Origin of the sequence: Bacillus cereus group sp. N8 (genome assembly GCF_016483685.1) — a bacterium.
GTDB classification, from domain to species: Bacteria; Bacillota; Bacilli; order Bacillales; family Bacillaceae_G; genus Bacillus_A; species Bacillus_A proteolyticus.
Map to the genome: position 1 here is coordinate 587,835 of NZ_JAEHBK010000001.1, position 26,879 is coordinate 614,713.

Consider the following 26,879-nt stretch of genomic DNA (forward strand, 5'->3'; position numbering starts at 1 on the left):
GGGATGACGATGAGCCATTTGTTAACGATGAGTGAATTATCGGAACGAGAAATTTCAGAAATCCTAAAAGACGCAGAAGATTTTGCGAATGGAAAAGAGAGAAAAACGACAGAGCAAACATTTGTTGCAAACTTGTTCTTTGAGAATAGTACGAGAACGAGATTTAGCTTCGAAGTAGCTGAGAAGAGATTAGGTCTTGACGTATTAAACTTTTCAGCAGATTCATCTAGCGTACAAAAAGGAGAAACTTTATACGATACGATAAAAACACTAGAATCAATCGGAACAAAAGCGGTAGTCATCCGCCATGAGCAAGATCGTTATTTCGATGAATTAAAAGATCAGGTAAACATCCCGATCTTAAACGCAGGTGATGGATGCGGAAATCATCCAACGCAATGTCTGCTGGACCTTCTAACAATTAAACAAGAGTTTGGAAGATTTGAAGGTTTAAAGATTGCGATAGTAGGAGATGTTCGTCATAGCCGAGTAGCACGTTCTAATGCAGAGGCTTTAACAAAAATGGGCGCGACAATTTACTTTGCAAGTCCAGAAGAATGGAAAGATGAAAATAACACATTTGGAACATACAAAGCATTAGATGAACTTGTTCCAGAAGTGGATGTGATGATGTTACTACGTGTACAACATGAGCGTCATGATCATTATGAAACAGACATCATGAAAGAGTATCACAAGCAACATGGATTAACAGTTGAAAGAGAAAAACGTATGAAAGAAGGAAGCATTATTATGCATCCAGCTCCTTTCAACCGTGATGTTGAAATTGCAAGTGAACTTGTTGAGTGTGAGCGTTCGCGCATATTCAAACAAATGGAAAATGGAGTTTACGTAAGAATGGCTGTACTAAAACGCGCCTTACCAAATGTATTAGGAGGAATGAAACATGAACTATTTGTTTAAAAATGGTCGTTATATGAATGAAGAAGGAAACATCGTAGCAACAGATCTTCTCGTACAAGACGGTAAAATTGCGAAAGTAGCAGAAAATATTACGGCAGATAATGCTGAAGTAATCGATGTAAATGGAAAGTTAATCGCACCTGGATTAGTAGATGTACACGTTCATCTTCGTGAACCAGGTGGTGAACATAAAGAAACAATTGAAACGGGAACATTAGCAGCAGCAAAAGGTGGATTCACTACAATTTGTGCAATGCCAAATACACGTCCAGTACCAGATTGCAGAGAACATATGGAAGACCTGCAAAAACGTATTAAAGAAAAAGCACATGTCAACGTACTACCATACGGAGCAATTACAGTACGCCAAGCAGGTTCTGAAATGACAGATTTCGAAACATTAAAAGAACTTGGAGCATTTGCTTTCACTGATGATGGTGTAGGCGTACAAGATGCGAGCATGATGTTAGCTGCTATGAAGCGTGCAGCGAAATTGAATATGGCAGTAGTTGCACACTGTGAAGAGAATACACTTATTAATAAAGGTTGTGTACATGAAGGGAAGTTTTCTGAGAAACACGGACTAAACGGTATCCCATCAGTATGTGAATCTGTACATATTGCAAGGGATATACTGCTTGCTGAAGCGGCAGATTGTCACTATCATGTATGTCACGTAAGTACAAAAGGATCTGTACGTGTAATCCGTGATGCGAAACGCGCTGGTATTAAAGTAACAGCAGAAGTAACACCGCATCACTTAGTGTTATGTGAAGATGATATCCCGTCAGCTGATCCTAACTTTAAAATGAACCCACCGCTTCGTGGAAAAGAAGACCACGCAGCGTTAATTGAAGGGCTATTAGATGGAACGATCGATATGATCGCAACTGATCATGCCCCGCATACAGCGGAAGAGAAAGCACAAGGAATTGAAAGAGCACCATTCGGAATTACTGGTTTTGAAACAGCATTCCCGCTTCTATACACAAACCTTGTGAAAAAAGGAATTATCACACTTGAGCAGTTAATTCAATACTTAACAGAAAAGCCAGCTGATACATTCGGTTTAGAAGCAGGTCGCCTGAAAGAAGGTAGAGCAGCTGACATTACAATCATTGATTTAGAACAAGAAGAAGAAATTGATCCAACAACATTCTTATCAAAAGGAAAAAATACACCATTCGCAGGTTGGAAATGCCAAGGATGGCCGGTAATGACAATCGTTGGTGGTAAGATCGCATGGCAAAAGGAGAGTGCATTAGTATGAAAAGACAACTTATCTTAGAAGATGGAACAGTATTAATTGGAAAAGGTTTCGGAGGAGAAATCGAAAAGTCAGGTGAGGTTGTATTTACAACAGGAATGACTGGATATCAAGAAACATTATCTGATCCATCATATTGCGGTCAAATTGTAACATTTACGTACCCATTAATCGGAAACTACGGCATTAACCGTGACGATTTTGAATCAATTCACCCATCTGTAAATGGTTTAATCGTAAACGAAATTTGTGATCACCCATCAAACTTCCGTAATGAAATTTCGTTAAATGATTACTTAAAAGGAAGAAACATCCCAGGATTAGCAGGAATTGATACGAGAAAATTAACGAGAAAAATTCGTCAATACGGTACATTACGCGGACGTCTTTGCAATATGGATGTGGATGTAGAGGACATCGTTAGCCAATTGAAAGCAACTGTCTTTACAGATCATGTAAAACGTGTATCAACAAAAGATCCATATCCAAGCCCAGGTCGTGGTCATCGTGTTGTACTTGTAGACTTCGGAATGAAACATGGTATTTTACGAGAATTAAATAAGCGTGACTGTGATGTAATTGTAGTACCTTACAATACAACAGCAGAAGAGATTTTACGCCTTAGCCCAGATGGAATCATGTTAAGTAACGGACCTGGAGATCCAAAAGATGTACCAGAAGCGATTGAAATGTTAAAAGATATTATCGGTAAAGTTCCTTTATTCGGAATTTGCTTAGGACATCAACTATTCGCTCTAGCATCTGGTGCGAATACAAGTAAGTTAAAATTTGGTCACCGTGGTTTAAATCATCCAGTGAAAAATCTTGCAACTGGAAAAGTAGCAATTACATCTCAAAACCATGGTTATGCAGTAGAAGAAGAATCAGTTAAAAATACAGAACTTGAAATTACACATGTTGCTTTAAATGATGGAACAGTAGAAGGTCTTCGTCATACGAAGTTCCCAGCATTTACAGTACAATACCATCCAGAAGCTTCAGCAGGACCAGAAGATGCAAATGATTTATTCGAAGATTTCTTAGCAATGATTGAAAACTTCAAGAAAGAAGGGGAAGAGTTATGCCAAAACGCCTAGACATTAACACAATTTTAGTAATCGGATCAGGACCAATTGTAATTGGGCAAGCAGCAGAGTTTGATTACTCTGGTACACAAGCTTGTCAATCTCTTAGAGAAGAAGGTTACAAAGTAATCCTTGTTAACTCGAACCCAGCAACAATTATGACAGATACTGCAACAGCAGATAAAGTATACATTGAGCCATTAACATTAGAATTCGTAAGCCGTATTATTCGTAAAGAACGTCCAGATGCAATCTTACCAACATTAGGTGGTCAAACAGGATTGAATATGGCTGTTGAACTTGCGAAATCAGGCATACTTGAAGAGTGCGGAGTTGAAATTTTAGGAACAAAATTATCAGCAATCGAGCAAGCGGAGGATCGTGATTTATTCCGTACATTAATGCAGGAATTAAATGAACCAATTCCATCTAGTACGATTATTCATACGCTGGAAGAAGCACATGAATTTGTAAAAGAAATTGGTTATCCAGTTATTGTTCGCCCAGCATTTACAATGGGGGGAACAGGCGGCGGAATCTGTAGTAATGAAGAAGAACTAATTGAAATCGTATCAGGTGGATTAAAACATAGTCCAGTAACACAATGTTTATTAGAAAAGAGTATTGCTGGTTGTAAGGAAATTGAATATGAAGTAATGCGTGATTCAAATGATAACGCGATTGTAGTATGTAACATGGAAAATATTGACCCAGTAGGGGTACACACAGGTGATTCAATCGTTATAGCGCCGAGCCAAACATTAAGTGACCGTGAGTATCAAATGTTACGAAACACTTCATTACGAATTATTCGCGCATTAGGAATTGAAGGTGGATGTAACGTTCAGCTTGCACTTGATCCACATAGCTTCCAATACTATGTAATCGAGGTAAACCCACGTGTAAGTCGTTCATCTGCACTAGCATCTAAAGCAACTGGATATCCAATTGCGAAGTTAGCGGCGAAAATTGCAGTCGGTTTAACATTAGATGAAATTATAAATCCAGTAACACAAAAAACATACGCTTGCTTCGAGCCAGCATTAGACTATGTCGTTTCAAAAATTCCACGTTGGCCATTTGATAAGTTTGAATCAGCGAACAGAACGCTTGGTACACAAATGAAGGCAACTGGTGAAGTTATGTCAATCGGACGTAACTTAGAACAATCCTTATTAAAGGCAGTTCGTTCTTTAGAGCTTGGTATCTATCACTTAGAGTTAGACCACTTAAAAGAGCTTGATAAAGAAACAATGAAAAAACGTATTATAAAAGCTGATGATGAGCGTCTGTTCGTTGTAGCAGAAGCAATCCGTCAAGGTGTAACGAAAGAAGAAATTAACTCATGGTGTGAAATGGACTTCTTCTTCTTACAAAAAGTTGAAAATATCGTAAATATGGAACGCGAAGTAAAAGAAAATGTAGGAAATATGGAAGTATTACAATCTGCGAAAGAAATGGGCTTCAGCGACCATTACATCGCCAATGCTTGGAATAAAACAGAGCGTGAAATTTACGATATACGTAAAGAAAGCAAAATGACTCCTGTTTATAAAATGGTAGATACTTGTGCGGCAGAGTTTGAATCTGCAACACCATATTACTACAGCACATATGGTGACGAGAATGAATCGATTTTAACAGATCGTAAGAGTGTAGTTGTACTAGGGTCTGGTCCAATCCGTATTGGTCAAGGGGTTGAGTTTGACTATGCAACAGTTCACTCTGTATGGGCAATAAAAGAAGCTGGATATGAGGCAATCATTGTTAATAACAACCCAGAAACAGTTTCAACAGACTTCAGTATTTCTGACAAATTATACTTTGAGCCATTAACAATCGAAGATGTAATGCACATTATTGATTTAGAAAAGCCAGAAGGTGTTATCGTCCAATTCGGTGGCCAAACAGCAATTAACTTAGCTGCTAAATTAGAAGCACACGGTGTGAAAATCTTAGGAACATCACTTGAAGATTTAGATCGTGCAGAAGATCGTGATAAGTTTGAATCAGCTCTAACACAGCTTGGTATCCCGCAACCAGTTGGTAAAACAGCAACGACTGTAGAGCAAGCAGTAGCAATCGCTGACAAAATTGGTTACCCAGTATTAGTAAGACCGTCTTACGTACTAGGTGGACGTGCAATGGAAATCGTATATCGTCAAGAAGAACTGCTGCACTACATGAAAAATGCCGTTAAAGTTCACGCAGATCACCCAGTATTAATCGACCGTTACATGGTTGGTAAAGAAATTGAAGTAGATGCAATTTCAGACGGTGAGAATGTATTCATTCCAGGTATTATGGAACATATTGAACGCGCTGGAGTTCACTCTGGTGACTCAATCGGAGTATATCCACCACAGAGCTTATCTGCAAAACTGAAAGAACAAATTATTGAACATACAATTGCACTTGGAAAAGGATTAAACATTATTGGATTACTAAATATCCAGTTTGTAGTATTCGAAGATCAAGTGTATGTAATTGAAGTAAACCCACGTGCGAGCCGTACGGTACCATTCTTAAGTAAAATTACAGGCGTACCGATGGCGAATGTCGCAACGAAAGTTATTTTAGGGCAAAACCTTGTAGAACAAGGATATGGAACTGGCTATCACCCAGAAGAGAAAGAAGTGTATGTGAAAGCACCGGTATTCTCATTTGCGAAATTACGCTCAGTTGATACAACATTAGGACCTGAAATGAAGTCAACAGGGGAAGTAATGGGGAAAGATTTAACACTTGAAAAAGCCTTATACAAAGGGTTAGTTGCTTCTGGAATTAACATCCCAACGCACGGATCAGTAATCATCACTGTAGCGGATAAAGATAAAGAAGAGGCGATGGAAATCGCAAAACGCTTCCACGAAATCGGTTATAACTTATTAGCGACAGCTGGAACAGCACAAACATTAGCAGAGCAAAACATTCCAGTACAAGTTGTAAACAAAATTGATTCTGAAGACTACAACTTACTAGATATTATCCGTCAAGGAAAAGCACAGTTTGTAATCAATACATTAACAAAAGGAAAACAACCAGCGCGTGATGGTTTCCGCATTCGCCGTGAATCAGTAGAAAATGGTGTGGCTTGCTTAACATCACTTGATACAACGAGAGCAATCTTACGAGTATTAGAATCTATGACATTCTCAGCTCATTCAATGAAAGAAATTACGCAAACGAAGCGTCACGAGGTGGTACATGCATGATGCAAAAGCAAAATATGATTGTCGTTAACCAAAAAGAAATCGCAAAAAACATTTACGAATTAGTGCTTCAAGGAACTTTAGTACAGCAAATGAACGAACCAGGGCAGTTTGTACACATTAAGGTAGCAGAGGGCATTGCGCCCCTTCTGCGCCGCCCAATTAGTATTTGTAATGTAGATCAAGAGAAGAACGAATTTACAATGCTATATCGTGCGGAAGGACAAGGAACAAAAACATTAGCAAAAAGAAAACAAGGCGAACTTGTAGATGTATTAGGACCACTAGGACATGGTTTTCCTGTAGAAGAAGCGGAAGCTGGACAAACGGCTCTATTAGTTGGAGGGGGAATTGGTGTACCACCACTATATGAATTGTCACAACGTCTTGTAGCAAAGGGAGTACGCGTTATTCACATCTTAGGTTTCCAAACGAAAGATGTTGTCTTCTATGAAGAGAAATTCGCAGAGCTTGGTGATACGTATGTTGCAACAGTTGATGGTACGCATGGTACAGAAGGCTTTGTAACAGATGTAATTGATAGCTATGGAATTGACTTTGACATTCTATACTCATGTGGACCTTTAGCGATGCTTCGTGCATTAGAAGGACGCTATAAAGAGAGAAAAGCCTACATTTCATTAGAAGAGCGTATGGGCTGTGGCATTGGAGCATGTTTCGCATGTGTATGCCATCTGCAAGCAGATCCGAGTGGACATTCTTACAAGAAGGTGTGTAGCGACGGACCAGTATTTCCAATCGGGGAGGTTGTACTATGAACAGATTGCAAGTTGAATTACCAGGGTTATCATTAAAAAATCCAATCATCCCAGCATCTGGTTGCTTCGGATTTGGTCGTGAGTATGCACAGTTCTATGATTTAAGTGTACTTGGATCAATTATGATTAAAGCGACAACAGAACAACCACGATATGGAAATCCAACGCCTCGTGTTGCTGAAACACCAGGCGGAATGCTAAATGCAATCGGGCTTCAAAATCCTGGATTAGAAAAGGTAATGAATTCTGAATTACCTTTTCTCGAGCAATTTGATCTTCCGATTATTGCAAATGTTGCTGGCTCACAAGCTGAGGATTATGTAGCAGTTGCGAAGGAAATTTCAAAGGCACCTAATGTTCATGCGCTAGAATTAAATATTTCTTGTCCAAACGTAAAAACGGGTGGTATCGCTTTTGGTACGAATCCTGAAATTGCTGCTGATTTAACGAAGCGAGTAAAAGAGGTTTCTGAAGTACCGGTATATGTGAAATTGTCACCGAACGTGGCAAACATTGTGGAGATTGCAAAAGCAATTGAAAATGCAGGTGCGGACGGTTTAACGATGATTAATACATTGCTTGGTATGCGTCTAGATTTAAAAACTGCAAAACCAATTTTAGCAAACCGTACAGGCGGACTATCAGGGCCAGCGATTAAGCCAGTAGCAATTCGTATGGTACATGAAGTAAGTCAAGCGGTTAACATTCCGATTATCGGAATGGGTGGTATTGAAACAGCGGAAGATGTAATTGAATTCTTCTATGCTGGCGCAAGCGCGGTTGCAGTTGGCACAGCGAACTTCATAGATCCGTTCGTATGTCCGACAATTATTGAAGAGTTACCAGCGTTACTAGATGAATTAGGATTTGATCACATTTCGGAGTGTCAAGGAAGGAGCTGGAAGCAAACATGTCACAGTCGTTAATTGTTGCACTAGATTTTCCAGGGAAACAAGATGTAGAACAATTCTTACACCACTTTGAAGGGGAAGAGTTATTTGTCAAAGTTGGTATGGAGTTATTTTACAAAGAAGGCCCTGCGATTATTACGTACTTAAAAGAAAAAGGGCATAAGATCTTCCTAGATTTAAAACTTCATGATATTCCGAATACAGTAAAAAGCGCTATGCGTAGCCTAGCTAGTCTAGATGTTGATATGGTAAATGTTCATGCTGCTGGGGGAAGCAGTATGATGAAAGCTGCGATTGAGGGATTAGAGGAAGGTAAGCAAGAAGGAAAAGAGAGACCGATTTGTATTGCAGTTACACAACTAACAAGCACTTCGGAAGCTATGATGAAAAAAGAGATTGGCATTGAGAAAACGTTAGAAGAAGCGGTTGCTCATTATGCAAAATTAACGAAAGAAAGTGGGCTTGATGGAGTTGTTTGTTCAACACTTGAAGTTCCAAAATTACGTGAAGTATGCGGAAATGAATTTGTAACAGTAACACCGGGGATTCGTCTTGCAAGCGATGATGTGAATGACCAAGTGCGCGTAGCAACACCGAAACGTGCGAGGGAACTTGGTTCAAGCTACATCGTAGTTGGACGTAGTATTACAAAAGCAGAAAATCCGCTTGAAGCGTATAAAACAGTAAAACAACAGTGGGAAGGTGTAACAGTATGAAAAAAGAAATCGCATCGCATTTATTAGAAATTGGAGCAGTATTTTTACAACCGAATGATCCATTTACTTGGTCTTCTGGTATGAAATCACCAATTTATTGTGATAATCGTTTAACTTTATCTTATCCAAAAGTACGTCAAGCGATTGCAGCTGGATTAGAAGAGTTAATTAAAGAGCACTTCCCAACTGTAGAAGTTATTGCAGGAACAGCAACTGCTGGTATTGCGCACGCTGCATGGGTAAGCGATCGTATGGATTTACCAATGTGCTACGTACGTAGTAAAGCAAAAGGTCACGGTAAAGGGAACCAAATCGAAGGAAAAGCTGAAAAAGGTCAAAAAGTAGTAGTAGTAGAAGACTTAATTTCAACTGGCGGTAGTGCAATTACATGTGTAGAAGCACTTCGCGAAGCTGGCTGTGAAGTATTAGGAATCGTATCAATCTTCACATACGAGCTAGAGTCAGGAAAAGAAAAATTAGAAGCAGCTAACGTAGCTTCATATTCTTTAAGTGATTACAGTGCATTAACTGAAGTTGCAGCAGAAAAAGGTATGATCGGACAAGCTGAAACGAAAAAATTACAAGAGTGGCGTAAAAATCCAGCTAACGAGGCTTGGGTTACAGCGTAATACGAGAAAAGACGACTGCGGGGGAACGCGGTCGTCTTTTTATATCATCGTTAAAACTTCATGTAAAGAACATATAGTAGGAACATCACACTTGCGTTGAGAGTTATCTCGATTTAACCATATCCCTTGCGTTCCAGCTACTGTACTACTAATTGCATCAGTCTCTAATCGATCACCAATATAATAGCAATCTTTCATTTTAAGATTCGATTGTAATACGGCTCTGTGAAAAATTTCAGGGTCTGGTTTTGATATACCAATTTCACTAGAAGTAAAAATATATTTGAAATATTGTAGAATGTTTAGAGCTGTTAATTTTTCGATTTGTTGTTCATAGTTACCATTACTAATGATACCTAATGAGTGGCCTCTTTGCTGCAAGGTTTTTAATGTATAGAGTACATCTTCAAACAGGGTCCAGTTGTTCTTATATAGTTTTATATATTGATTGAATCTGTGCTGAGATTCCCAGGGTGATAAGTTTACTCCGTATGTTTTAAATAAATGATACATTCGCATCCCTTGTTGTTCTTGAAAAGATAATTCCTTGGATAAAAACTTGTTGAAATATTTTTCTGATAATGCATTCCAGACTTTTGTGGCTTCTAATTCATTACCTGAAAAAAGGGTGTTATATGTTTGAAAGAAATCTATAATACCTTTACTTTCAGCGGTATCATAATCAAGTAAAGTACCATCAATATCAAAGAAAATCATATTATAATCTCCCTGCTAACAACTATTTAGCGTTTTCCACAACCTCATACCCTCTCAAAAACAAGAGCGTCATGTAAGAAACGATAAATGAGAAGATGCTGTACATGCCAACCCAAAAGAAAAATTTTGGAGTAAAGGCGATAACACCTATTATTAAAAAACTAGCAAACGTTACAACCGGCATTACGTAATACGTTTTCGTCTTGCGTGTTCCAATAACAGAAACGATAAAGATAAGTAATGGACAAATTAATAAGACGAAAATCAATTCATTCATAGTTATGTCCCCTTTTCTAATTGAAGTAATCTGTTTCTCGTAAACGTTTTGAAATAAATACTCTCCTAATATAACTTCGCTGCCATATACATAATACCTTTTGAAAGCCGGTAATAGATGATGAATTTTACAATAAAAAACCGTAAGCAAGAGAATATTTGCTTACGGTTATAAAATAAACATCGCAACGATCGTGGTGACGATTAAGCCGATAACAACTGGTAAAAAGTTTCGACGTGCGAGTTCAAATGGATCTACTTTACATATAGCAGTGGCAGGAATAAGTGCCCAAGGAATTAACGTTCCTCCCCAGGTCCAGATTGCTGCAATTTGTCCGAGTGCTGTTAATGTAGCTGTTCCATGCCCAAGTGCTGTTCCGAAAAGGTTTGCAATCGAACCAGCAAGCGAAATACCGGAAAAGCCAGATCCGTCTAAACTAGTAATAACACCAACGATAGTTAATGTCCCTGCCGATACATATTGATTTAAAGGAACAGTTTGAGATAAGGCGATTCCTAAGTCATTGATGATTCCATGTGAACCTTTCGGTAAATAATCTCCAAAAATTTTCACAAATCCGCTATCTCCTAAATAAAAGAGTGCAGCAATTGGAATAATTGGTCCGAAAATTTTAAAGCCAAATTGGAGCCCTTCTATGAAATAATCGGTCGTTTTATTTAATCCATTTCCTTTGTAGGCGATGAGAGAAATAATCATAATAACAGTCGTTCCGCCGATAAGTGCAGTTGCATCGCTTCCTTCTAGTTTAAATTGAATCATACAAAGATATATATGATAGGGATACATATTGCGAGCCATTTCTTTATGTGAGGAGATAATAAAATAGTAGTTTTAGATGGTTCAGTTGATGAAGAGGAATCTTGTAAGGATAGTCCTGTATGAAATTCTTTTCGTAAGAAGAAAAATGCGACGGAAGTTGTCACAATGCCTATAACAATTACGAGGGGAACACTGGCAGAACCAACGCTGGAAACAGGAAGACCAGCAGCGTCTGCAGTTAATTTCAGTGCACCTTGAATAACGAAGTCACCTGATAAAGATGGAACAAAATCACGCAACAAGCATTAGCGGACATTAGGAATCTGTTCTATAAAGAACCGGATTCCTTTTCTGTCTTTATTTGGGGTTCAGCCGAGATATGTGTAAAGATAGGTCATGCCCTTACTTTTATTTCCAGTCGAATAGGAGGGAAGTATCAACCTCTACTACTACAACAAACCCAACACATCTAAAAAGATAAACACTGGTATCATCGTAATGACATATATAATAATTTTACAAATAAAAGGAATCTTAATACCTAACTTATTCGGAAGAAGCCATACCGACAATCCCAACAGCGTACGCCCTACAGCCAAATATAATTGCGGTAAAAGAACATTATCCATTCTTACCTCCATATACTCTTTACCAGACTCAAACAATACAGCATATAGGATCAATATAATGAAATAAAGAATAAACACTTTCACATAACTTTTCCATTTGTTTTTTCTCAACTTATAAAAACGCCTTTTATTTTCCATTCCCAGCGATGCCCTCAACGATTTCCCTTGCTGATTTTCTGTTTTTATTTATTTCGATTATCTCACTTAATCCTTTACGTACATCAGCAAAGCCTTGTTCGAATGTAGCTTGCAATCCAGTATGTACATTCTTTAAATCGTCCATCTTACTTTCTACCGAGGTTAATTTAATATCTAAATTAACCATTCTACCGTCCAACTTATCGACCTTCTTTTCCATTGATACTACCTTGTCATATATCTGTTCAATCAATTTCTTTTCATTTTCTGTCATCGCAGCAAGACCTCCCAAAAGTTTTTAGAAACCATCGCAAAATTATCTTTTATCAAAAATGTCTATTCATTATTAACAAATGGCAAGATACACCCTCTTAAAGTAAAGCCCCCGTTAGTTGAAAAAGAAATTACTCAATACTCAACTATATTTAGCCATTGACCATCGGGACCAATGGTTATATGAGGAACCTTATTTAATTGAAGCATTTTGTAAATGTCCAAATTCTTTTTGGTTAATTTACATAATTGTTCCGATACATCGGTCTCGGAAAATATCAGATAATCCATTGTAGTTGACCGTAAATAAAATTCATAGATATATCGTTTTTGACTGTCTTTTAAATAACCCATATAACCCATTTCCCTTGGAAAAGTACGTGGTAACGGGAATTTATTAACTTCAATAAAGTCATTTGAAAGTTCATTTAATAGGTCTTGTTCATATTCAGGAATAATCGCATAGATATAACACTCTTGCTTGTAAATGCTATTGATTATGCTAACAAACTCTTGTTCATCAATTTCTTCATCGAGTAATATTTCCTGTTTTTTCGAAATGTTTTTCAAAGACCAATCACCCCTTTTTTATGATGATACAATTAGACTGGAGAAGTTTCCTTTTTCAAGTAACCTGCCCGTTAGTTTAATTATAGGGTAACCCCCTATCAAGTAAAAGTTAATTTCGTTAGAATCGTTCTCAGCAACACGCCTTGTGCCTGAAAAAGTTTTAAAAATGTGGTGTGTTTTTTTCATCTATCAGACCGATATATATATAGGTCGCCCACCCATGGTACGGTCTGTAGCTTCACTAGTTCGTTATGATCTTTGTTAGAGGATTATCTATATTGTTGGTAATAGCTCAGTAATGGCGTAAATGAAACTTTGAAAAATACCGCTAATAGCAAGAGGGATAGAACTTGTAGCGGTTAATGCTAATAAAAAGATAAAAACGATACAAATAATCGTCGTATCTTTTCGGAGAATAAAAAAGGTAATAATAGTGAGTAAACAAAGAATATAGAGAGCGTGCAACAGCGTTAATTCAACTCCCATAACATTCACATCCTTTAGGCATTTGTGTAGTTTACTGTATGAAAGCAGTGAAAGTATGTGAGTGTAGAAAAATTTCATGTACTGTAATGGTAAGAATAAGAAATGGATGTTACAATACAATTAATCCTAAAAATGGAATTTAAGGAGGGGCTATGCACAAAAAAATTGGATTTTGGGGATTCATCATATCTTGCAGTCTATTAATCATTTTAAGTCAATTTACAAACAATGAATGGGTAAGTATCATACCTGTTTTCGGGTTTGTTTTTGTACTGTTATATAACTGGGATGATATGAAACAATATAGCAAGAAAAGTATCGGAATTATGATAGGTATCACTGTTGTTTGCTCATTTTTCGTAGGGTTTATTTTAATAGAAGGGCAGAAACAAATGGAGAAAATGTCTATTTTTCAAGAATGGATGTCTTCTGCAAAAGGTCTTTATATTGTACTTGTAGTTGTTATTTTTCTAAGAATTGTTATAAGCATAGCAAGTTACATATTAAAGGCGAAGTAGAATGGGGGAGTACGAATGAGAGAGAAAATAGGGTATTATGGTGTGCTCGTTTGTTTACTATTATCAGTTATTTCAGGGCAATTTCTTAAAAGTGAATGGGTACCAGTTATATTATGTATAGGAGTATTGATTTTTGCTCCTATGTATCGCTGGGATGAATGGAAAGCATATAGTCGAAAAAAGAAAATTGTTTTCAGTATCGAGTTTGTTATTATAATTAGCACGATTCCGTTTTTGTTATTGAAAGGAAATGAGATAATAGATGGAATTGTAATGTTTCAAGGGTGGTTATTTATTGCGAAATTGCTATATTTAATATGCATTTTAATTTCGGTAGCGGTAGTCGCTAAAAAAGTAAACGAAAAGTTATTCGTTAATGAATAAAAGAAAATGCCACCTTATTCGGTGGCATTTTCTTACTTTACTGAATGAGCTTTTTGCATCTTTTTAATTAAACGAATTTGTCCGCGATGGTTGATCTCATCTTCAAATACGTGAAACCACTTAAAGTAGTTATTTGCTGGTTTGTCATGCCAAAAGTCTGTCGTTTTAAATAGCCATTCGTCCGGTAACGATTGAAACGTTTCAATCGTTTTGGAGCGTACTTCTTGTAATGTATTGATGTAAAATTCAATGGAGCTTCCTTTTATTTTCTCACGTCCAAGATTCCCTAACTCAACAGCAGGTAACCAACGTTCTAATTCAGCATCTGTCGGTTCACGATCTTCAAAGGTATGAATTTGGTAGTAAAATTCAATAGCGGCCATATGGTACAATAACATGCCAATTGAATTTGCTTCATCATCATATAAATAATCAAGTTCTTCAATTGTTAAACCTTCCACCGCTTGCATCGTTGTGTGACGAGCGTAATTCATCATGGAAACAAGTTTTGAAAATTCAGGCTGTAAACCATCTATTTTATCAATTACAAAATTCAATTAAAATTCCCCCTCTTTAAACGATGACTCCAGAGAAAGAATTCTATGTGTAGAGAAAAACTCCTTTTAAAAAAGGCCATGCTTTTAACAAGGAATAACAATTAGTTCTCTATTTGATTTTGTAATAACTTCATATCCGTCTTTTGTAATGACGATATCATCTTCAATTCTACAACCGCCCCAGTTCGGTATGTAAATACCCGGCTCAACCGTAACAACCATACCTTCTTCTAAAGTAGCCTTACTTTCTTGGGATAGGCGAAGAGGTTCATGTATTTCTAAACCAAGACCATGCCCGGTAGAGTGGCCGAAATATTGACCGTATCCATGCTCTGTAATGTAATCTCTTGTTATATCATCGATACTTTTCGCAGTTTCTCCAGGTTTAATTGCTTCAGTTCCACGTTTTAATGCTTCAAGTACAACATTGTATATCTTTTTGAATTCTTCTGATGGTTCCCCGATTGCTACAGTGCGTGTTATATCGGAACAATATCCGTCGTAAAGTGCACCGAAGTCTAATGTAACGATATCGCCTCGTTCGATTATTTTATTTGATGCAACTCCATGAGGAAGTGAAGAACGAATGCCAGAAGCTACAATAATTTGAAATGATGAGGAGGTAGCTCCTTTTTTTCGCATGAAAAATTCTAACTCATCTCGAACATCATTTTCACTTATTCCCGGTTTTAGAAACGTAATGATGTGGTGAAATGCTTCATCAGCGATATTAGCAGCGATTTTCATTGTTTCTATTTCAGGCGTGTCTTTAATAATACGAATATTTTCGATGATTTCGCACACTTGAATCATTTCCGCATGTACATATTTTTGTAAGTTTTTATATTGTTGCAATGTCATGTTGTTTTCTTCAATTCCGAGTTTTTGAATGTTTAATCTCGATACTTGATTTGCAACTTCTTCTTCCAAATTCCCTTTATGCATAATGATTTCCGCGTCTTTTATTTGTGATTTCGCTTGATCTACATAGCGAAAATCAGTTATAAAAACCGCTTGATCTGCAGAGATTAAGACGACGCCAGCGCTACCTGTAAAGCCTGTTGCATATTGGCGATTTTCTTTTTTTGTAATAAGTAATCCGTCAATTTCATAGTTTTGTAGTTGATTTTGGATTTTATTAATTTTTAAAGTCATGTTAATTCCCCCTATTCACAGTATTGAATAAAGCAAATAGCGTGCCAAAATGTATATTTGAAGAAAAGATAGTAGGAACTACATATGTTTTAGGGGAGATAAAAAATTAGCCCGCTATTTGTGGGAGGCGGTTTGTTCATAAAATCAAGATTACTTCAATAATCAGTGGGGGGATGAAAAAATATTGATTGGAGGTGCACTTTATATACATACTGTCAAAAAATTTATACAGATGTGAAATGACACTGTCAATTTTTTTGACAATATTGAAGGGAAGAAAGATGTTGTAAATTAGTGAATGGATATATGAACGGAATTGAAACCATATAAAAAATGCGTCGCTTGCAAGCGACGCATTTTTTTATATTTATGCTTTTAATTTCATTACAGTATCAGCATCCGGTGTTACATATACAGTTTGCTGATTGTCATATGTAACAAAGCCAAGTTTTGCACCACTCGGTTTTTTCACATGACGTATTTTCGTGAAATCAACGGGTACAGAGCTAGACTCTTTTGCTTTACTGTAATAAGCGGCGATTTTTGCAGCCTCTAGTACAGTTTCTTCAGCCGGTTCCAAAGAACGAATGACAACGTGAGAGCCAGGTATGTCTTTCGTATGTAACCAAATTTCATCACGACGGGCAAATTTCGTTGTTAAATAATCATTTTGTTTATTGTTTTTGCCGACGAAAATTTCTGTTCCATCACTAGCTAAATATTTGTCCAATACCGGTTTAGTTGGTTTCTTCTTAGCATTTTTTGCTTTGCGATTGCGCATATAACCTTCTTCGGCTAATTCCTCGCGAATTTCTTCGATGTCTTTTGAAGAAGCAGCTTCCATTTGTTGAAGTAAGCTATCAAAATAAAGAATTTCTTCATTTGTTTTTTCGATTTGTTCTTCTACAACAACAACTGAATTTTTTGCTTTTTGATATTTTTGGAAATAGCGTTGTGCATTGTCGGATGGTGTTTTTAAAGGATCTAATGTGATTTTTACAGTCCCACCATTTTCGTCGTAATAGTTAACGACTTCAATATCTTTGTCACCTTTTTTCAAAGCATACATATTGGCTGTAAGTAGCTCTCCGAAAAGTTGGTATTTATCTGCTTTTCCGGCATCTTGTAATGTTTTTTCTAGTTTAATGAGTTTTTTCTCGTTTTTATTTTTTTCGTTTTGCATAAAGCGCTCTAAATCATGCGCCTGTTGTTTTACACGATCACGTTCTGCTTTACCGAAGAAGAAGCGATCTAACAATTCGCTTACTGATGAGAATGTTTTTTCTTCTCCTTGCAAGTGCGTAAGAGGGAAAAGATAAAAGAATTCTTTCCCGTTTGCAGTACTCATTGTTGGTGAATATGTATGAGTTAGTAATGGCTTCTGTATGGAGAAAAATGCTTCAGATAATGCTTTTTCATTTACCATACTTGCTTTTTTCACTACTTCTTTTGCGAATAACGGTGATATTCCCGTAAAGGTGCCGACAAGCTGTTTATCCATGTTTCCAGATAGAAAGTCTAGCGGTCTAATAAATTCATCATCTGTTTCAATCTGAAGCGGGTTAATTTTATGTTGTGCTGGTGGTGCAATATATTCAGCTCCAGCGTATACAGTTCGATGTCGGTTTACTGCTAAAGAAATGTGTTTTAAGCTATCTAAAATATTGTTTGTTTTTGTGTCTACTAAAATGATGTTACTATGTCGTCCCATGATTTCAATTACTAATGTCTTTAGCGATTCATCACCAATTTCATTTCTGCTGCGGACTGTAATTTGAATAATGCGCTCTAAATCAATTTGTTCAATCTTTTCAATGAAACCACCTTCTAAATGCTTGCGGAGAAGCATACAAAACATTGGTGGAAGTGCAGGTGAATCGTAATTTTGGTTTGTTAAGTGTAAACGTGCATATGTCGGATGAGCGGAAAGAATCAGTTTTTGATTCTTTCCGTTTGCGCGAATATGTAATAAAATCTCGTATTTTGAAGGTTGATATATTTTGGAAATTCTTCCCGTGTAAAGAGAATTTGCAACTTCATGTGTAATCGCTCTTGTAAATAATCCATCGAATGCCATAAATGAACACTCCTTTCTAACTAAAAGTTAATTATAGCATTTTTTTGGACGAGGCTGAATAAGCTTTCATTAGAGTATGTCTGGAATCAGGAGGTCGATGGCAAGATGAATTGGTATGAAATGCGAGCACATGAAGTGGAGGAAAGAACGAATACGAATGTGGAGGTAGGTCTTACAGAGCAAGAAGCAGAGGGGCGATTAAGGAAATTTGGTACAAATGAATTGCAAGAAGCAAAGCGGCCTTCTGCACTTATGGTGTTTTTAGCGCAATTTAAAGATTTTATGGTACTTGTTTTATTTGGTGCAACAATTATTTCAGCTTTTTTAGGAGAATATATCGATTCAATTGCAATTGTTGCAATCGTTATTATCAATGGTATCCTCGGTTTCTTTCAAGAAAGGAAAGCTGAAAAATCGTTGGAAGCTTTAAAAGAGTTGGCAGCTCCTCAAGTTACGGTACTAAGAAATGGAAAGTGGATAAAAGCACCGTCTAAAGCGCTTGTCTTAGGTGATATTATTAAGTTTTCTAGTGGTGATCGTATTGGCGCGGATGTTCGTCTTGTGGAATCTTCGAGTTTATATATCGAAGAGTCTGCTCTTACAGGGGAATCAGTACCGGTACAAAAGAAGGTAGAAGCATTACAAGGCCAAGATGTTTCAATTGGTGATCAAAAAAACATGGCATTTATGGGGACGATGATAACGAGAGGTGCTGGAACAGGGGTAGTCATAGCGACAGGAATGAATACAGCTATGGGCCAAATTGCAAATATGTTGCAAAATGCTGAGCAAATGGAAACACCATTACAAAGAAGGTTAGAACAGCTAGGGAAAATTTTAATTATTGTCGCTCTTATTTTGACAGCTCTTGTAGTATTAGCTGGTGTATATCAGGGGAATGAAGTGTATCACATGTTTTTGGCTGGGGTTTCGCTCGCAGTTGCGGCTATTCCGGAAGGATTACCAGCTATCGTTACAGTTGCGCTATCACTTGGTGTACAGCGTATGATTAAAAAGAGAGCAATTGTGCGAAAGTTGCCAGCTGTAGAAACGTTAGGGTGTGCTTCTGTTATTTGCTCAGATAAAACAGGAACAATGACACAAAACAAAATGATGGTAACACATATGTGGTCAGGCGGAGAATTGTGGAAAGTAACAGGTCAAGGCTATGAGCCGGCAGGTTCGTTTATGAAAGGTGAAGAAGTAATTGACCCTACTAAGACGAAATCACTGTATCAACTACTCACATTTGGCTGTTTATGTAATAATGCGAATGTTATTCAAAAGAAAAAGACGTATGTGTTAGATGGAGATCCAACAGAGGGAGCTCTCGTAGCTGCTGCAATGAAGGCGGGAATATCACGTGAAGCTCTTAAAGGAAAGTTTGAAGTGATTCGTGAATTTCCTTTTGATTCAACTAGAAAAATGATGAGCGTTATCGTTCGTGATTGTGAAGGGAAAAAATTTGTTATTACAAAAGGAGCGCCAGATGTTCTATTGCAAATGAGCCAAACGATTTTATGGGGGAATAAACAGCAGCCTTTAAGTGAAATGTATCGAAAAGAAGTGCAGGCAGCGATTCATAGTTTAGGAAGTCAAGCTTTACGAACGATTGCGGTGGCATTTAAACCGTTAAAAGCTACAGATTCAATTGAGCATGAAAGAGAAGTAGAGCAGGATTTTATGCTTGTTGGAATACAAGGAATGATAGATCCGCCAAGACCAGAAGTGGCGCAGGCGGTGAAGGAGTGTAAGGAAGCTGGTATTAGAACGGTAATGATTACAGGAGATCATAAGGTGACAGCAATGGCAATTGCGGAACAGTTAGGGGTTTTACCAGCGGGTGGGCGCGTTGTTGAAGGTGTAGAACTTGCGAATATGGATGTAGAGGCATTAGAAGATATTGTAGAAGATACGTATGTATTCGCTCGAGTGTCTCCTGAGCATAAATTGAAAATCGTTAAGGCGCTGCAAAATAAGGGGCATATAGTAGCTATGACAGGTGATGGAGTGAACGATGCTCCAGCTATTAAAACAGCTGATATAGGGATTGCGATGGGAATTACAGGGACAGATGTTGCAAAAGAAGCTTCTTCACTTGTTTTGTTAGATGATAACTTTGCTACGATTAAATCGGCGATTAAAGAAGGTAGAAACATATATGAAAATATTCGGAAGTTTGTTCGATATTTGCTAGCATCTAACGTTGGTGAAATTTTAGTTATGTTATTTGCGATGTTACTTGCACTGCCATTGCCGATGGTTCCAATTCAAATTTTATGGGTGAACTTAGTTACTGACGGTTTACCAGCGATGGCATTAGGTTTGGATAAGGCTGAAGGAGATGTCATGAAGAGAACACCACGCCATCCGAAAGAAGGGGTGTTCGCTAGAGGGCTTGCCTGGAAAATTATAAGTCGTGGTTTTCTAATCGGAGCAGTGACATTAGTAGCGTTTATTATTGCATTTAACCAGCATCCAAATGAATTAAAGTATGCACAAACGGTAGCCTTCGCAACATTAGTACTTGCTCAGCTTATTCATGTATTTGATTGTCGTAGTGAACATTCTATATTTCATCGTAACCCGTTTGGAAATATATATTTGGTAGGGGCGGTTATTATTTCTTTACTGTTAATGCTTGTAGTTATATATTATCCACCATTACAGCCGATTTTTAGCACAATGCCGATACAAGCACGAGATTGGTTGTTAATTGGAGGATTATCATCTATTCCGACTTTTTTATTAGTAGGATCTTTATTAACAAGAAAAAAGGATCAAAAGAAAAAGCCACTGTTATATAAGAAGGGATTAAACTTGAAATAGTCAATGATATGAAAATATGATATAATTTACAGAAGGTAGTAGAGCCTTGTCTCTATTACCTTTTTCATTGAGTTATTTCATGGCTTGGATGTGATAAAGATGATTTGTAGTATGACAGGATTTGGAAGGTCGAAAGTAGAAAATGATACTTTTCAAATAACAGTAGAAATGAAGTCGGTGAACCATCGCTTTTTAGAAATGAGTATTCGACTTCCGAAGCAAATGATGGTGTTTGAAGACAAAATTCGTAAAATAATTGCAGGACAAGTTCGCCGTGGACGTATTGAAGTGTCTATTAGTATAACAGGTGAAGGGCTTGTTGAAAGAAAATTAAGTGTGAATTGGGAGCTTCTCAAGCAGTACCAATCCATTATGGAAGATATAAAAGGGAAATTTCAATTACAAGATTCTATTACACTCGGGCAACTAATGGGAATGCCAGAAGTAACGGCAATTGAAGAAATAGAAAATGTAAATGAACAATTTGAAAACAGTTTATATGAGGCTGTTCGCCAAGCTGCTCATATGTTAAAAACGATGAGAGATGGCGAAGGAGAACGATTACATAAAGATATAGCGTATCGTTTGCAAGAGATTCACAATTGTGTAAATGCAATTATTCCACATGCACCAATTGTTACACAAAAGTATCGTGAACGATTAGAAAATCGCTTAAAAGAATTACATAATCAAGATTTAGATGAACAAAGATTGCTAACAGAAGTCGCAATGTTTGCAGAGCGTTGTGATATTCACGAGGAGTTAGTTCGTTTACAAAGTCATTTAGATCAATTTCGTGAAACACTGCAGATTGAAGAGCCTGTTGGAAGGAAAATGGACTTCATCGTGCAAGAGATGCATAGAGAAATTAATACGATTGGTTCTAAGGCAAATGACTTAACAATTTCAAAATATGTTGTAGAAATGAAAAATAACCTTGAAAAAATTCGTGAACAAGTACAAAATATTGAGTAGCTTTCAAAAAATATATAAAGTTATACGTGGTGGAGAAATCGGATAGACTTACTAGGAGGCGCAAACTATGGCCATGCGGTTTTTAAATATTGGATACGGAAATATTGTATCTGCTCATCGAATTATTGCTATTGTAAGTCCGGAGTCAGCTCCTATTAAACGAACAGTACAGGAAGCACGTGAACATAATGCTTTGCTTGATGCTACGTATGGGAGAAAAACAAGGGCGGTTATTGTAATGGATGATGGGCATGTAGTATTAAGTCCAATTCAGCCAGAGACGATTGCACATCGTTTGAATAATAAAGAAGATTTAAGTGAGGAAGGGTAGGTTTTACATATTTATGAGAAGTAGAAGAGGATTGCTCATCGTTCTTTCAGGACCTTCTGGGGTTGGGAAAGGAACGGTTCGAAAAGAGCTGTTTAGCCATGAGGATACACGTTTTCAGTACTCTATTTCAGTAACGACGCGTAAACCGCGTGAAGGTGAAGTAGATGGTGTGGATTATTTCTTTAAAGAGAGAGAAGAATTTGAAGAAATGATTCGTAATGAAAAGTTACTTGAATGGGCTGAGTTTGTTGGTAATTATTACGGAACACCAATTGATTATGTTGAAAAAACATTACAAGAAGGAAAAGACGTGTTCCTAGAAATTGAAGTACAAGGAGCAATTCAAGTTAAGAAAGCCTTCCCTGAAGGTGTATTTATTTTCTTAGCACCTCCAAGTTTATCTGAACTAAAGAACCGAATTGTCGGTCGTGGTACAGAAACTGAAGATGTTATTGAAAATCGTTTAACTGTAGCGAAAGAAGAAATCGAAATGATGGACGCTTATGACTATGTTGTAGAAAACGATCAAGTTGAATTAGCTTGCGACAGAATTAAAGCAATTGTGGTTGGCGAACATTGCCGCCGCGAAAGAGTAGCAAAATATTATAAAGAAATGACGGAGGGTCTATAATTATGTTAAATCCATCAATTGATTCATTATTAACAAAAATCGATTCTAAATATACGCTTGTAACAGTAGCTGCAAAGCGTGCGCGCGAAATGCAACTTGCGAACAATTGTGTTATTGAAAAGCCTGTTTCTCATAAATGTGTAGGTAAATCATTAGAAGAAATCGATGCAGAAGTATTAAAATATGTACCAAGCGAAGACAAAATCATCGATTAAGACATTCTTTTCGACAAATTAAAACATAGACTTTATAATTTTCTATGTAACGGTAACAACCTATTTACAAGTAGGTTGTTATTTTTTTACGATAGGGAAGAAATAATCGTAAAAAGGTGGAACAACATATTGGTACTGACGAGCTGAAAATTCTATTTCAGTAGAATAAGTTTGAAAAAGAAAGAGGACGAGTCATATGCTAAAAGGGAAAAAGATACTTCTATGTGTAACAGGAGGCATTGCAGTTTTTAAGGCAGCTGCGTTAACGAGTAAATTGACACAGGCGGGTGCTACTGTAAAAGTAATGATGAGTGAATCGGCAATGAAGTTTGTTACACCTCTTACATTTCAAGCGCTTTCTCGCCACGATGTATATACGGATACGTTTGATGAAAAAGACTCAGCGGTTATCGCTCACATTGATTTAGCGGATTGGGCAGATGTTGTACTTGTGGCACCTGCTACAGCGAATTGCATTGGGAAGTTAGCGAATGGTATTGCGGATGATATGATAACGACTACGTTGTTGGCTACTACAGCTCCAGTTTGGATTGCGCCTGCTATGAATGTGCATATGTATGAAAATAAAATTGTTCAAAAAAATATGATGACGTTAAAAGCGTTAGGATATACATTTATTGAGCCTGGCGAAGGTTTTTTAGCATGTGGTTATGTAGCTAAGGGAAGACTGGAAGAACCTGAGGTAATTATTGGAAGGTTAGAAGAGGTTTTCTCAGAACAAAAACCATTGCAAGGAAAGCGAATATTAATAACGGCTGGCCCGACACGTGAAAAGATTGACCCAGTCCGTTTTATGACGAATTTTTCTTCTGGAAAGATGGGGTATGCGATTGCAGAAGTTGCAGCAAGCTTAGGTGCTGATGTCATACTTGTGTCAGGACCGACAGCATTAAATCCGCCATTACATGTAACAACAATACAAGTAGAATCTGCACAAGATATGTTAGAGGCGGTTCTTCAAAATTATCAGAATGTAGATGTTGTTATCAAGACAGCGGCAGTTGCAGATTATCGCCCAAAATATGTTCACGATAATAAAATGAAAAAGCAAAATGGCGATGCTGTTATTGAATTGGAAAGAACAGTAGATATTTTAAGAACATTAGGTGAGAAAAAAGAGCGACAGTTACTTATCGGATTTGCAGCTGAAACGACGAATATAGAGGAATATGCGACGAGAAAATTACGTGAGAAAAATGCAAATATGATTGTTGCGAACGATGTGAAGGCGCAAGGAGCTGGCTTTGGTACAGATACGAATATTGTAACAATGTATAGAAAAGATGGAGAGATTATTGAGTTACCACTTTTAACGAAGAAAGAAGTGGCTCGTGAAATATTAAAGCAAATCGAAATGATGTTAGAAGATGATTGTGTATGAAGTTTGCAAGTGTAATTGTTGATGTACCAGCACGTCAAACAGATCGGCCGTTTGATTATATCATCCCTAAAAAATGGGAAGATATCGTGCAAACAGGAATGCGTGTAGTAGTTCCATTCGGTCCAAGAAAATTGCAAGGTTTTATTATTGGCATAAAAGACTCGGCTGAGGTAGAAAGTAAAAAATTAAAGGCACTCCATGAAATATTAGATGTTACTCCGGTTTTAAATGAGGAATTATTAAGGCTTGGATATTGGCTTACAAGTGAAACATTATGTTATATGATTTCAGCTTTTCAAGTGATGCTTCCGACAGCGATAAAAGCGACGTATAAAAAACGGTTACAACTTCGTAAACAAGAAGAAGTAACGCCAGAAATCCTTAGTTTATTCCATGGGAAGGAAACGATAGATTGGGAAGCTGTCGAGATGCAACCGCATCTATATCGCACTATTCAACAAGAAATTAAAAATGGAACGATTGAAGTTGTTTATCAGGTAAAGGATAAAGTGCAAAAAAAGAAACAAAGAGTAGTACAGCCGGAGTTACCAGAAGATAAATTAGAATTAGCGGCATTTGAACTGAAAAGTAAAAAACAACAAGATGTACTCTATTATTTTGTGGAAAATTATAAAAGTGTACCGTTGAAAGTGATAACAGAAGAGTTGCAAATAACAGATGCTCCAATAAAAGCACTTGTTAAAAAGGGGCTAATCTCAGAAAAGTATGTGGAAGTATATCGGAATCCATATGACGATGATGATTTTGAACAAACGAAACCATTTCCGCTTACTGAGGAACAAAAGCAAGTTATTACACCGATCTTATCATCAATTGCAAATGAAACTTATAATCCATTTTTACTATATGGTGTTACAGGAAGTGGGAAGACAGAAGTATATTTACAATCTATAGCAGCGGTGTTGAAAAAGGGAAAAGAAGCTATTGTACTTGTTCCGGAAATCGCGTTAACGCCTCAGATGGTAGATCGTTTCAAAGGTAGGTTCGGTTCGCAAGTTGCGGTTCTTCATAGTGCGCTTTCAGTTGGTGAAAAATATGATGAATGGCGAAAGATTTTAAGGAAAGAAGTAAAAGTTGTAGTTGGTGCACGTTCAGCTATTTTTGCTCCTTTTGAAAATTTAGGAATTATCATTATAGATGAAGAGCATGAATCGAGTTATAAGCAAGAAGATAATCCGAGATATCATGCAAGAGATGTAGCGGTGTGGAGAGGACAATATCATAAGTGCCCGATCGTTCTTGGAAGTGCAACCCCAACACTTGAATCATTTGCTAGAGCAAAAAAGGGTGTCTATGAGCTGCTGACGATGGAGAAACGTATGAATGAACAAGCTTTGCCGACCGTAGAAATTGTAGATATGCGTGAAGAACTTCGTGATGGAAATCGTTCAATGTTTTCAAAGGCACTACATGAGAAAATAGCAGATCGATTAGAAAAGAAAGAACAGATGGTTCTCTTTTTAAATAGAAGGGGGCATTCTACGTTTGTGATGTGCCGTGATTGTGGATATGTCGTACAATGTCCGCATTGTGATATTTCGTTGACATACCACAAAATGAATCATCGTTTAAAATGTCATTATTGTAGCCATGAGGAAAATATGCCAACAGAATGTCCGGCTTGTAATAGTACATATATTCGTTTCTTTGGTACTGGTACACAAAAGGTAGAAGAAGAAATCACAAAACTATTTCCACAGGCGCGAGTCATTCGAATGGACGTAGATACAACAAGCCGTAAAGGAATGCATGAAAAATTATTAAAGGCATTTGGAGAAGAGAAAGCAGATATATTACTGGGAACACAAATGATTGCAAAAGGACTTGATTTTCCGAAAGTGACGCTTGTAGGTGTATTAACGGCAGATACGATGCTTCACCTACCTGATTTTCGAGCGAGTGAAAAGACCTATCAGCTATTGACGCAAGTGAGTGGACGTGCTGGAAGGCATGAATTGCCAGGGGAAGTTGTAATTCAAACGTATACACCGGAACATTACAGTGTAGAATTAGCAAAGAATCAGCAATATGATGTGTTTTTTGAACATGAAATGCAAATGAGACGAACCAGACAATATCCGCCGTATTATTACGTCGTGCTTGTAACCGTATCTCATCCAGAATTATTAAAGGCAGTCCAAGTGACGGAAAAAATTGTCGGTCATTTACGAACGCATTGCTCGCAGCAAACAATGGTGTTAGGCCCAGTTGCTTCAGCGATTCCAAGGATAAAAGATAGATATCGTTACCAATGCATGATAAAATACAAACGGGAACCAAACTTAAAGAACGTGCTCAAAATGGTAAATGAACATTATCAAGCAGAAATGCAAAAAGAGCTACAAATCTCAATTGATTTTAATCCAACAATGTTAATGTAGCGGAGGGAAA

The 26,879-nt window shown here is 37.2% G+C and carries 25 protein-coding genes and 2 pseudogenes; 17 read left to right on the top strand and 10 right to left on the bottom strand.

The genetic code is table 11. The annotated features are described in order from the left end of the window. Positions 1-9: 9 nt before the first annotated feature. The 8 genes from pyrB to pyrE are packed head-to-tail and all read left to right on the top strand — an operon-like array spanning position 10 to position 9,523. Positions 10-924, top strand: coding sequence for an aspartate carbamoyltransferase (pyrB, locus tag JDS80_RS03195; protein ID WP_199637067.1), 915 nt, complete (start codon positions 10-12; stop codon positions 922-924). Beyond that, positions 908-2,194 carry a dihydroorotase gene (gene pyrC / locus JDS80_RS03200; protein WP_199637069.1) on the top strand — a complete coding sequence of 429 codons (1,287 nt, stop codon included), beginning with the start codon at positions 908-910 and terminating at the stop codon, positions 2,192-2,194. The genes pyrB and pyrC overlap by 17 nt, the downstream gene beginning before the upstream one ends. After that, positions 2,191-3,288, top strand: coding sequence for a carbamoyl phosphate synthase small subunit (locus JDS80_RS03205; protein WP_071746827.1), 1,098 nt, complete (start codon positions 2,191-2,193; stop codon positions 3,286-3,288). Before pyrC ends, JDS80_RS03205 begins: the two co-directional genes overlap by 4 nt. Continuing rightward, positions 3,273-6,491 (top strand): carbamoyl-phosphate synthase large subunit, encoded by a 3,219-nt coding sequence (gene carB, locus JDS80_RS03210; RefSeq protein ID WP_071746826.1) that lies wholly within the window; start codon positions 3,273-3,275, stop codon positions 6,489-6,491. Before JDS80_RS03205 ends, carB begins: the two co-directional genes overlap by 16 nt. Next, positions 6,488-7,267 (top strand): dihydroorotate oxidase B electron transfer subunit, encoded by a 780-nt coding sequence (pyrK, locus tag JDS80_RS03215; protein ID WP_071746825.1) that lies wholly within the window; start codon positions 6,488-6,490, stop codon positions 7,265-7,267. Before carB ends, pyrK begins: the two co-directional genes overlap by 4 nt. After that, positions 7,264-8,193, top strand: coding sequence for a dihydroorotate oxidase B catalytic subunit (pyrD, locus tag JDS80_RS03220; protein ID WP_001081053.1), 930 nt, complete (start codon positions 7,264-7,266; stop codon positions 8,191-8,193). Before pyrK ends, pyrD begins: the two co-directional genes overlap by 4 nt. After that, a complete protein-coding gene (gene pyrF, locus JDS80_RS03225) occupies positions 8,178-8,894 on the top strand; it encodes an orotidine-5'-phosphate decarboxylase (RefSeq protein WP_000083488.1) in 717 nt (238 codons plus the stop codon). The genes pyrD and pyrF overlap by 16 nt, the downstream gene beginning before the upstream one ends. Next, positions 8,891-9,523, top strand: a complete 633-nt coding sequence (pyrE, locus tag JDS80_RS03230; protein ID WP_016086574.1) for an orotate phosphoribosyltransferase — start codon at positions 8,891-8,893, stop codon at positions 9,521-9,523. Before pyrF ends, pyrE begins: the two co-directional genes overlap by 4 nt. 39 nt (positions 9,524-9,562) lie before the next feature. Here pyrE and JDS80_RS03235 read toward each other — a convergent pair whose 3' ends face one another. From JDS80_RS03235 to JDS80_RS03265, 7 genes and pseudogenes are all read right to left on the bottom strand, one after another. Further along, complete coding sequence (locus JDS80_RS03235) at positions 9,563-10,240, bottom strand: HAD family hydrolase (protein WP_199637071.1); 678 nt, start codon at positions 10,238-10,240, stop codon at positions 9,563-9,565. 22 nt (positions 10,241-10,262) lie between these two features. Continuing rightward, complete coding sequence (locus JDS80_RS03240; RefSeq protein WP_199637073.1) at positions 10,263-10,517, bottom strand: YbeF family protein; 255 nt, start codon at positions 10,515-10,517, stop codon at positions 10,263-10,265. A gap of 168 nt (positions 10,518-10,685) precedes the next feature. After that, positions 10,686-11,578 (bottom strand): annotated as a pseudogene (locus tag JDS80_RS03245) (hypothetical protein); the annotation flags it as partial. Between the two features lie 168 nt (positions 11,579-11,746). Next, positions 11,747-11,926 (bottom strand): hypothetical protein, encoded by a 180-nt coding sequence (locus JDS80_RS31335; RefSeq protein ID WP_242477333.1) that lies wholly within the window; start codon positions 11,924-11,926, stop codon positions 11,747-11,749. A gap of 127 nt (positions 11,927-12,053) precedes the next feature. Then, positions 12,054-12,338 (bottom strand): chromosome segregation protein SMC, encoded by a 285-nt coding sequence (locus JDS80_RS03255; RefSeq protein ID WP_071746820.1) that lies wholly within the window; start codon positions 12,336-12,338, stop codon positions 12,054-12,056. Between the two features lie 134 nt (positions 12,339-12,472). Beyond that, positions 12,473-12,907: a hypothetical protein gene (locus JDS80_RS03260; RefSeq protein WP_199637075.1), complete on the bottom strand. Its 435-nt coding sequence runs from the start codon at positions 12,905-12,907 to the stop codon at positions 12,473-12,475. Positions 12,908-13,183: 276 nt separating this feature from the next. Then, a pseudogene (locus JDS80_RS03265) lies at positions 13,184-13,393 on the bottom strand (hypothetical protein); the annotation flags it as partial. A 152-nt stretch (positions 13,394-13,545) separates the two neighbouring features. On the opposite strand from JDS80_RS03265, the gene JDS80_RS03270 reads away from it, so the two are divergent. Then, positions 13,546-13,911, top strand: a complete 366-nt coding sequence (locus tag JDS80_RS03270) for a YoqO family protein (RefSeq protein ID WP_071746818.1) — start codon at positions 13,546-13,548, stop codon at positions 13,909-13,911. 15 nt (positions 13,912-13,926) lie between these two features. Further along, positions 13,927-14,295 (top strand): YoqO family protein, encoded by a 369-nt coding sequence (locus JDS80_RS03275; protein ID WP_071746817.1) that lies wholly within the window; start codon positions 13,927-13,929, stop codon positions 14,293-14,295. Positions 14,296-14,327: 32 nt separating this feature from the next. On the opposite strand, the gene JDS80_RS03280 is transcribed toward JDS80_RS03275, so the two are convergent. From JDS80_RS03280 to JDS80_RS03290, 3 genes are all read right to left on the bottom strand, one after another. Beyond that, a complete protein-coding gene (locus tag JDS80_RS03280) occupies positions 14,328-14,852 on the bottom strand; it encodes a DinB family protein (protein WP_199637077.1) in 525 nt (174 codons plus the stop codon). 84 nt (positions 14,853-14,936) lie between these two features. Continuing rightward, positions 14,937-16,007 carry a M24 family metallopeptidase gene (locus JDS80_RS03285; protein WP_071746815.1) on the bottom strand — a complete coding sequence of 357 codons (1,071 nt, stop codon included), beginning with the start codon at positions 16,005-16,007 and terminating at the stop codon, positions 14,937-14,939. A 367-nt stretch (positions 16,008-16,374) separates the two neighbouring features. Further along, a complete protein-coding gene (locus tag JDS80_RS03290; protein WP_199637078.1) occupies positions 16,375-18,084 on the bottom strand; it encodes an Rqc2 family fibronectin-binding protein in 1,710 nt (569 codons plus the stop codon). A 105-nt stretch (positions 18,085-18,189) separates the two neighbouring features. Here JDS80_RS03290 and JDS80_RS03295 point away from each other — a divergent pair, with 105 nt between their 5' ends. The 7 genes from JDS80_RS03295 to priA all read left to right on the top strand — a co-directional run bounded on the left by JDS80_RS03295 (position 18,190) and on the right by priA (position 26,869). Continuing rightward, on the top strand, positions 18,190-20,913 hold the full coding sequence (locus tag JDS80_RS03295; RefSeq protein ID WP_199637080.1) for a calcium-translocating P-type ATPase, SERCA-type: 2,724 nt from the start codon (positions 18,190-18,192) through the stop codon (positions 20,911-20,913). 99 nt (positions 20,914-21,012) lie between these two features. Next, positions 21,013-21,888, top strand: a complete 876-nt coding sequence (locus JDS80_RS03300; protein ID WP_071746812.1) for a YicC/YloC family endoribonuclease — start codon at positions 21,013-21,015, stop codon at positions 21,886-21,888. Positions 21,889-21,955: 67 nt separating this feature from the next. Then, positions 21,956-22,219: an extracellular matrix/biofilm regulator RemA gene (remA, locus tag JDS80_RS03305; RefSeq protein ID WP_001251456.1), complete on the top strand. Its 264-nt coding sequence runs from the start codon at positions 21,956-21,958 to the stop codon at positions 22,217-22,219. A gap of 13 nt (positions 22,220-22,232) precedes the next feature. Continuing rightward, positions 22,233-22,850 carry a guanylate kinase gene (gene gmk / locus JDS80_RS03310; protein ID WP_001257739.1) on the top strand — a complete coding sequence of 206 codons (618 nt, stop codon included), beginning with the start codon at positions 22,233-22,235 and terminating at the stop codon, positions 22,848-22,850. 2 nt (positions 22,851-22,852) lie between these two features. Then, entirely contained in the window at positions 22,853-23,065 is a 213-nt protein-coding gene (rpoZ, locus tag JDS80_RS03315) for a DNA-directed RNA polymerase subunit omega (protein WP_071746811.1), read from the top strand. Positions 23,066-23,261: 196 nt separating this feature from the next. Next, positions 23,262-24,467, top strand: a complete 1,206-nt coding sequence (gene coaBC, locus JDS80_RS03320) for a bifunctional phosphopantothenoylcysteine decarboxylase/phosphopantothenate--cysteine ligase CoaBC (protein WP_071746810.1) — start codon at positions 23,262-23,264, stop codon at positions 24,465-24,467. Beyond that, complete coding sequence (gene priA / locus JDS80_RS03325) at positions 24,464-26,869, top strand: primosomal protein N' (RefSeq protein ID WP_199637082.1); 2,406 nt, start codon at positions 24,464-24,466, stop codon at positions 26,867-26,869. Before coaBC ends, priA begins: the two co-directional genes overlap by 4 nt. Positions 26,870-26,879: the final 10 nt, after the last annotated feature.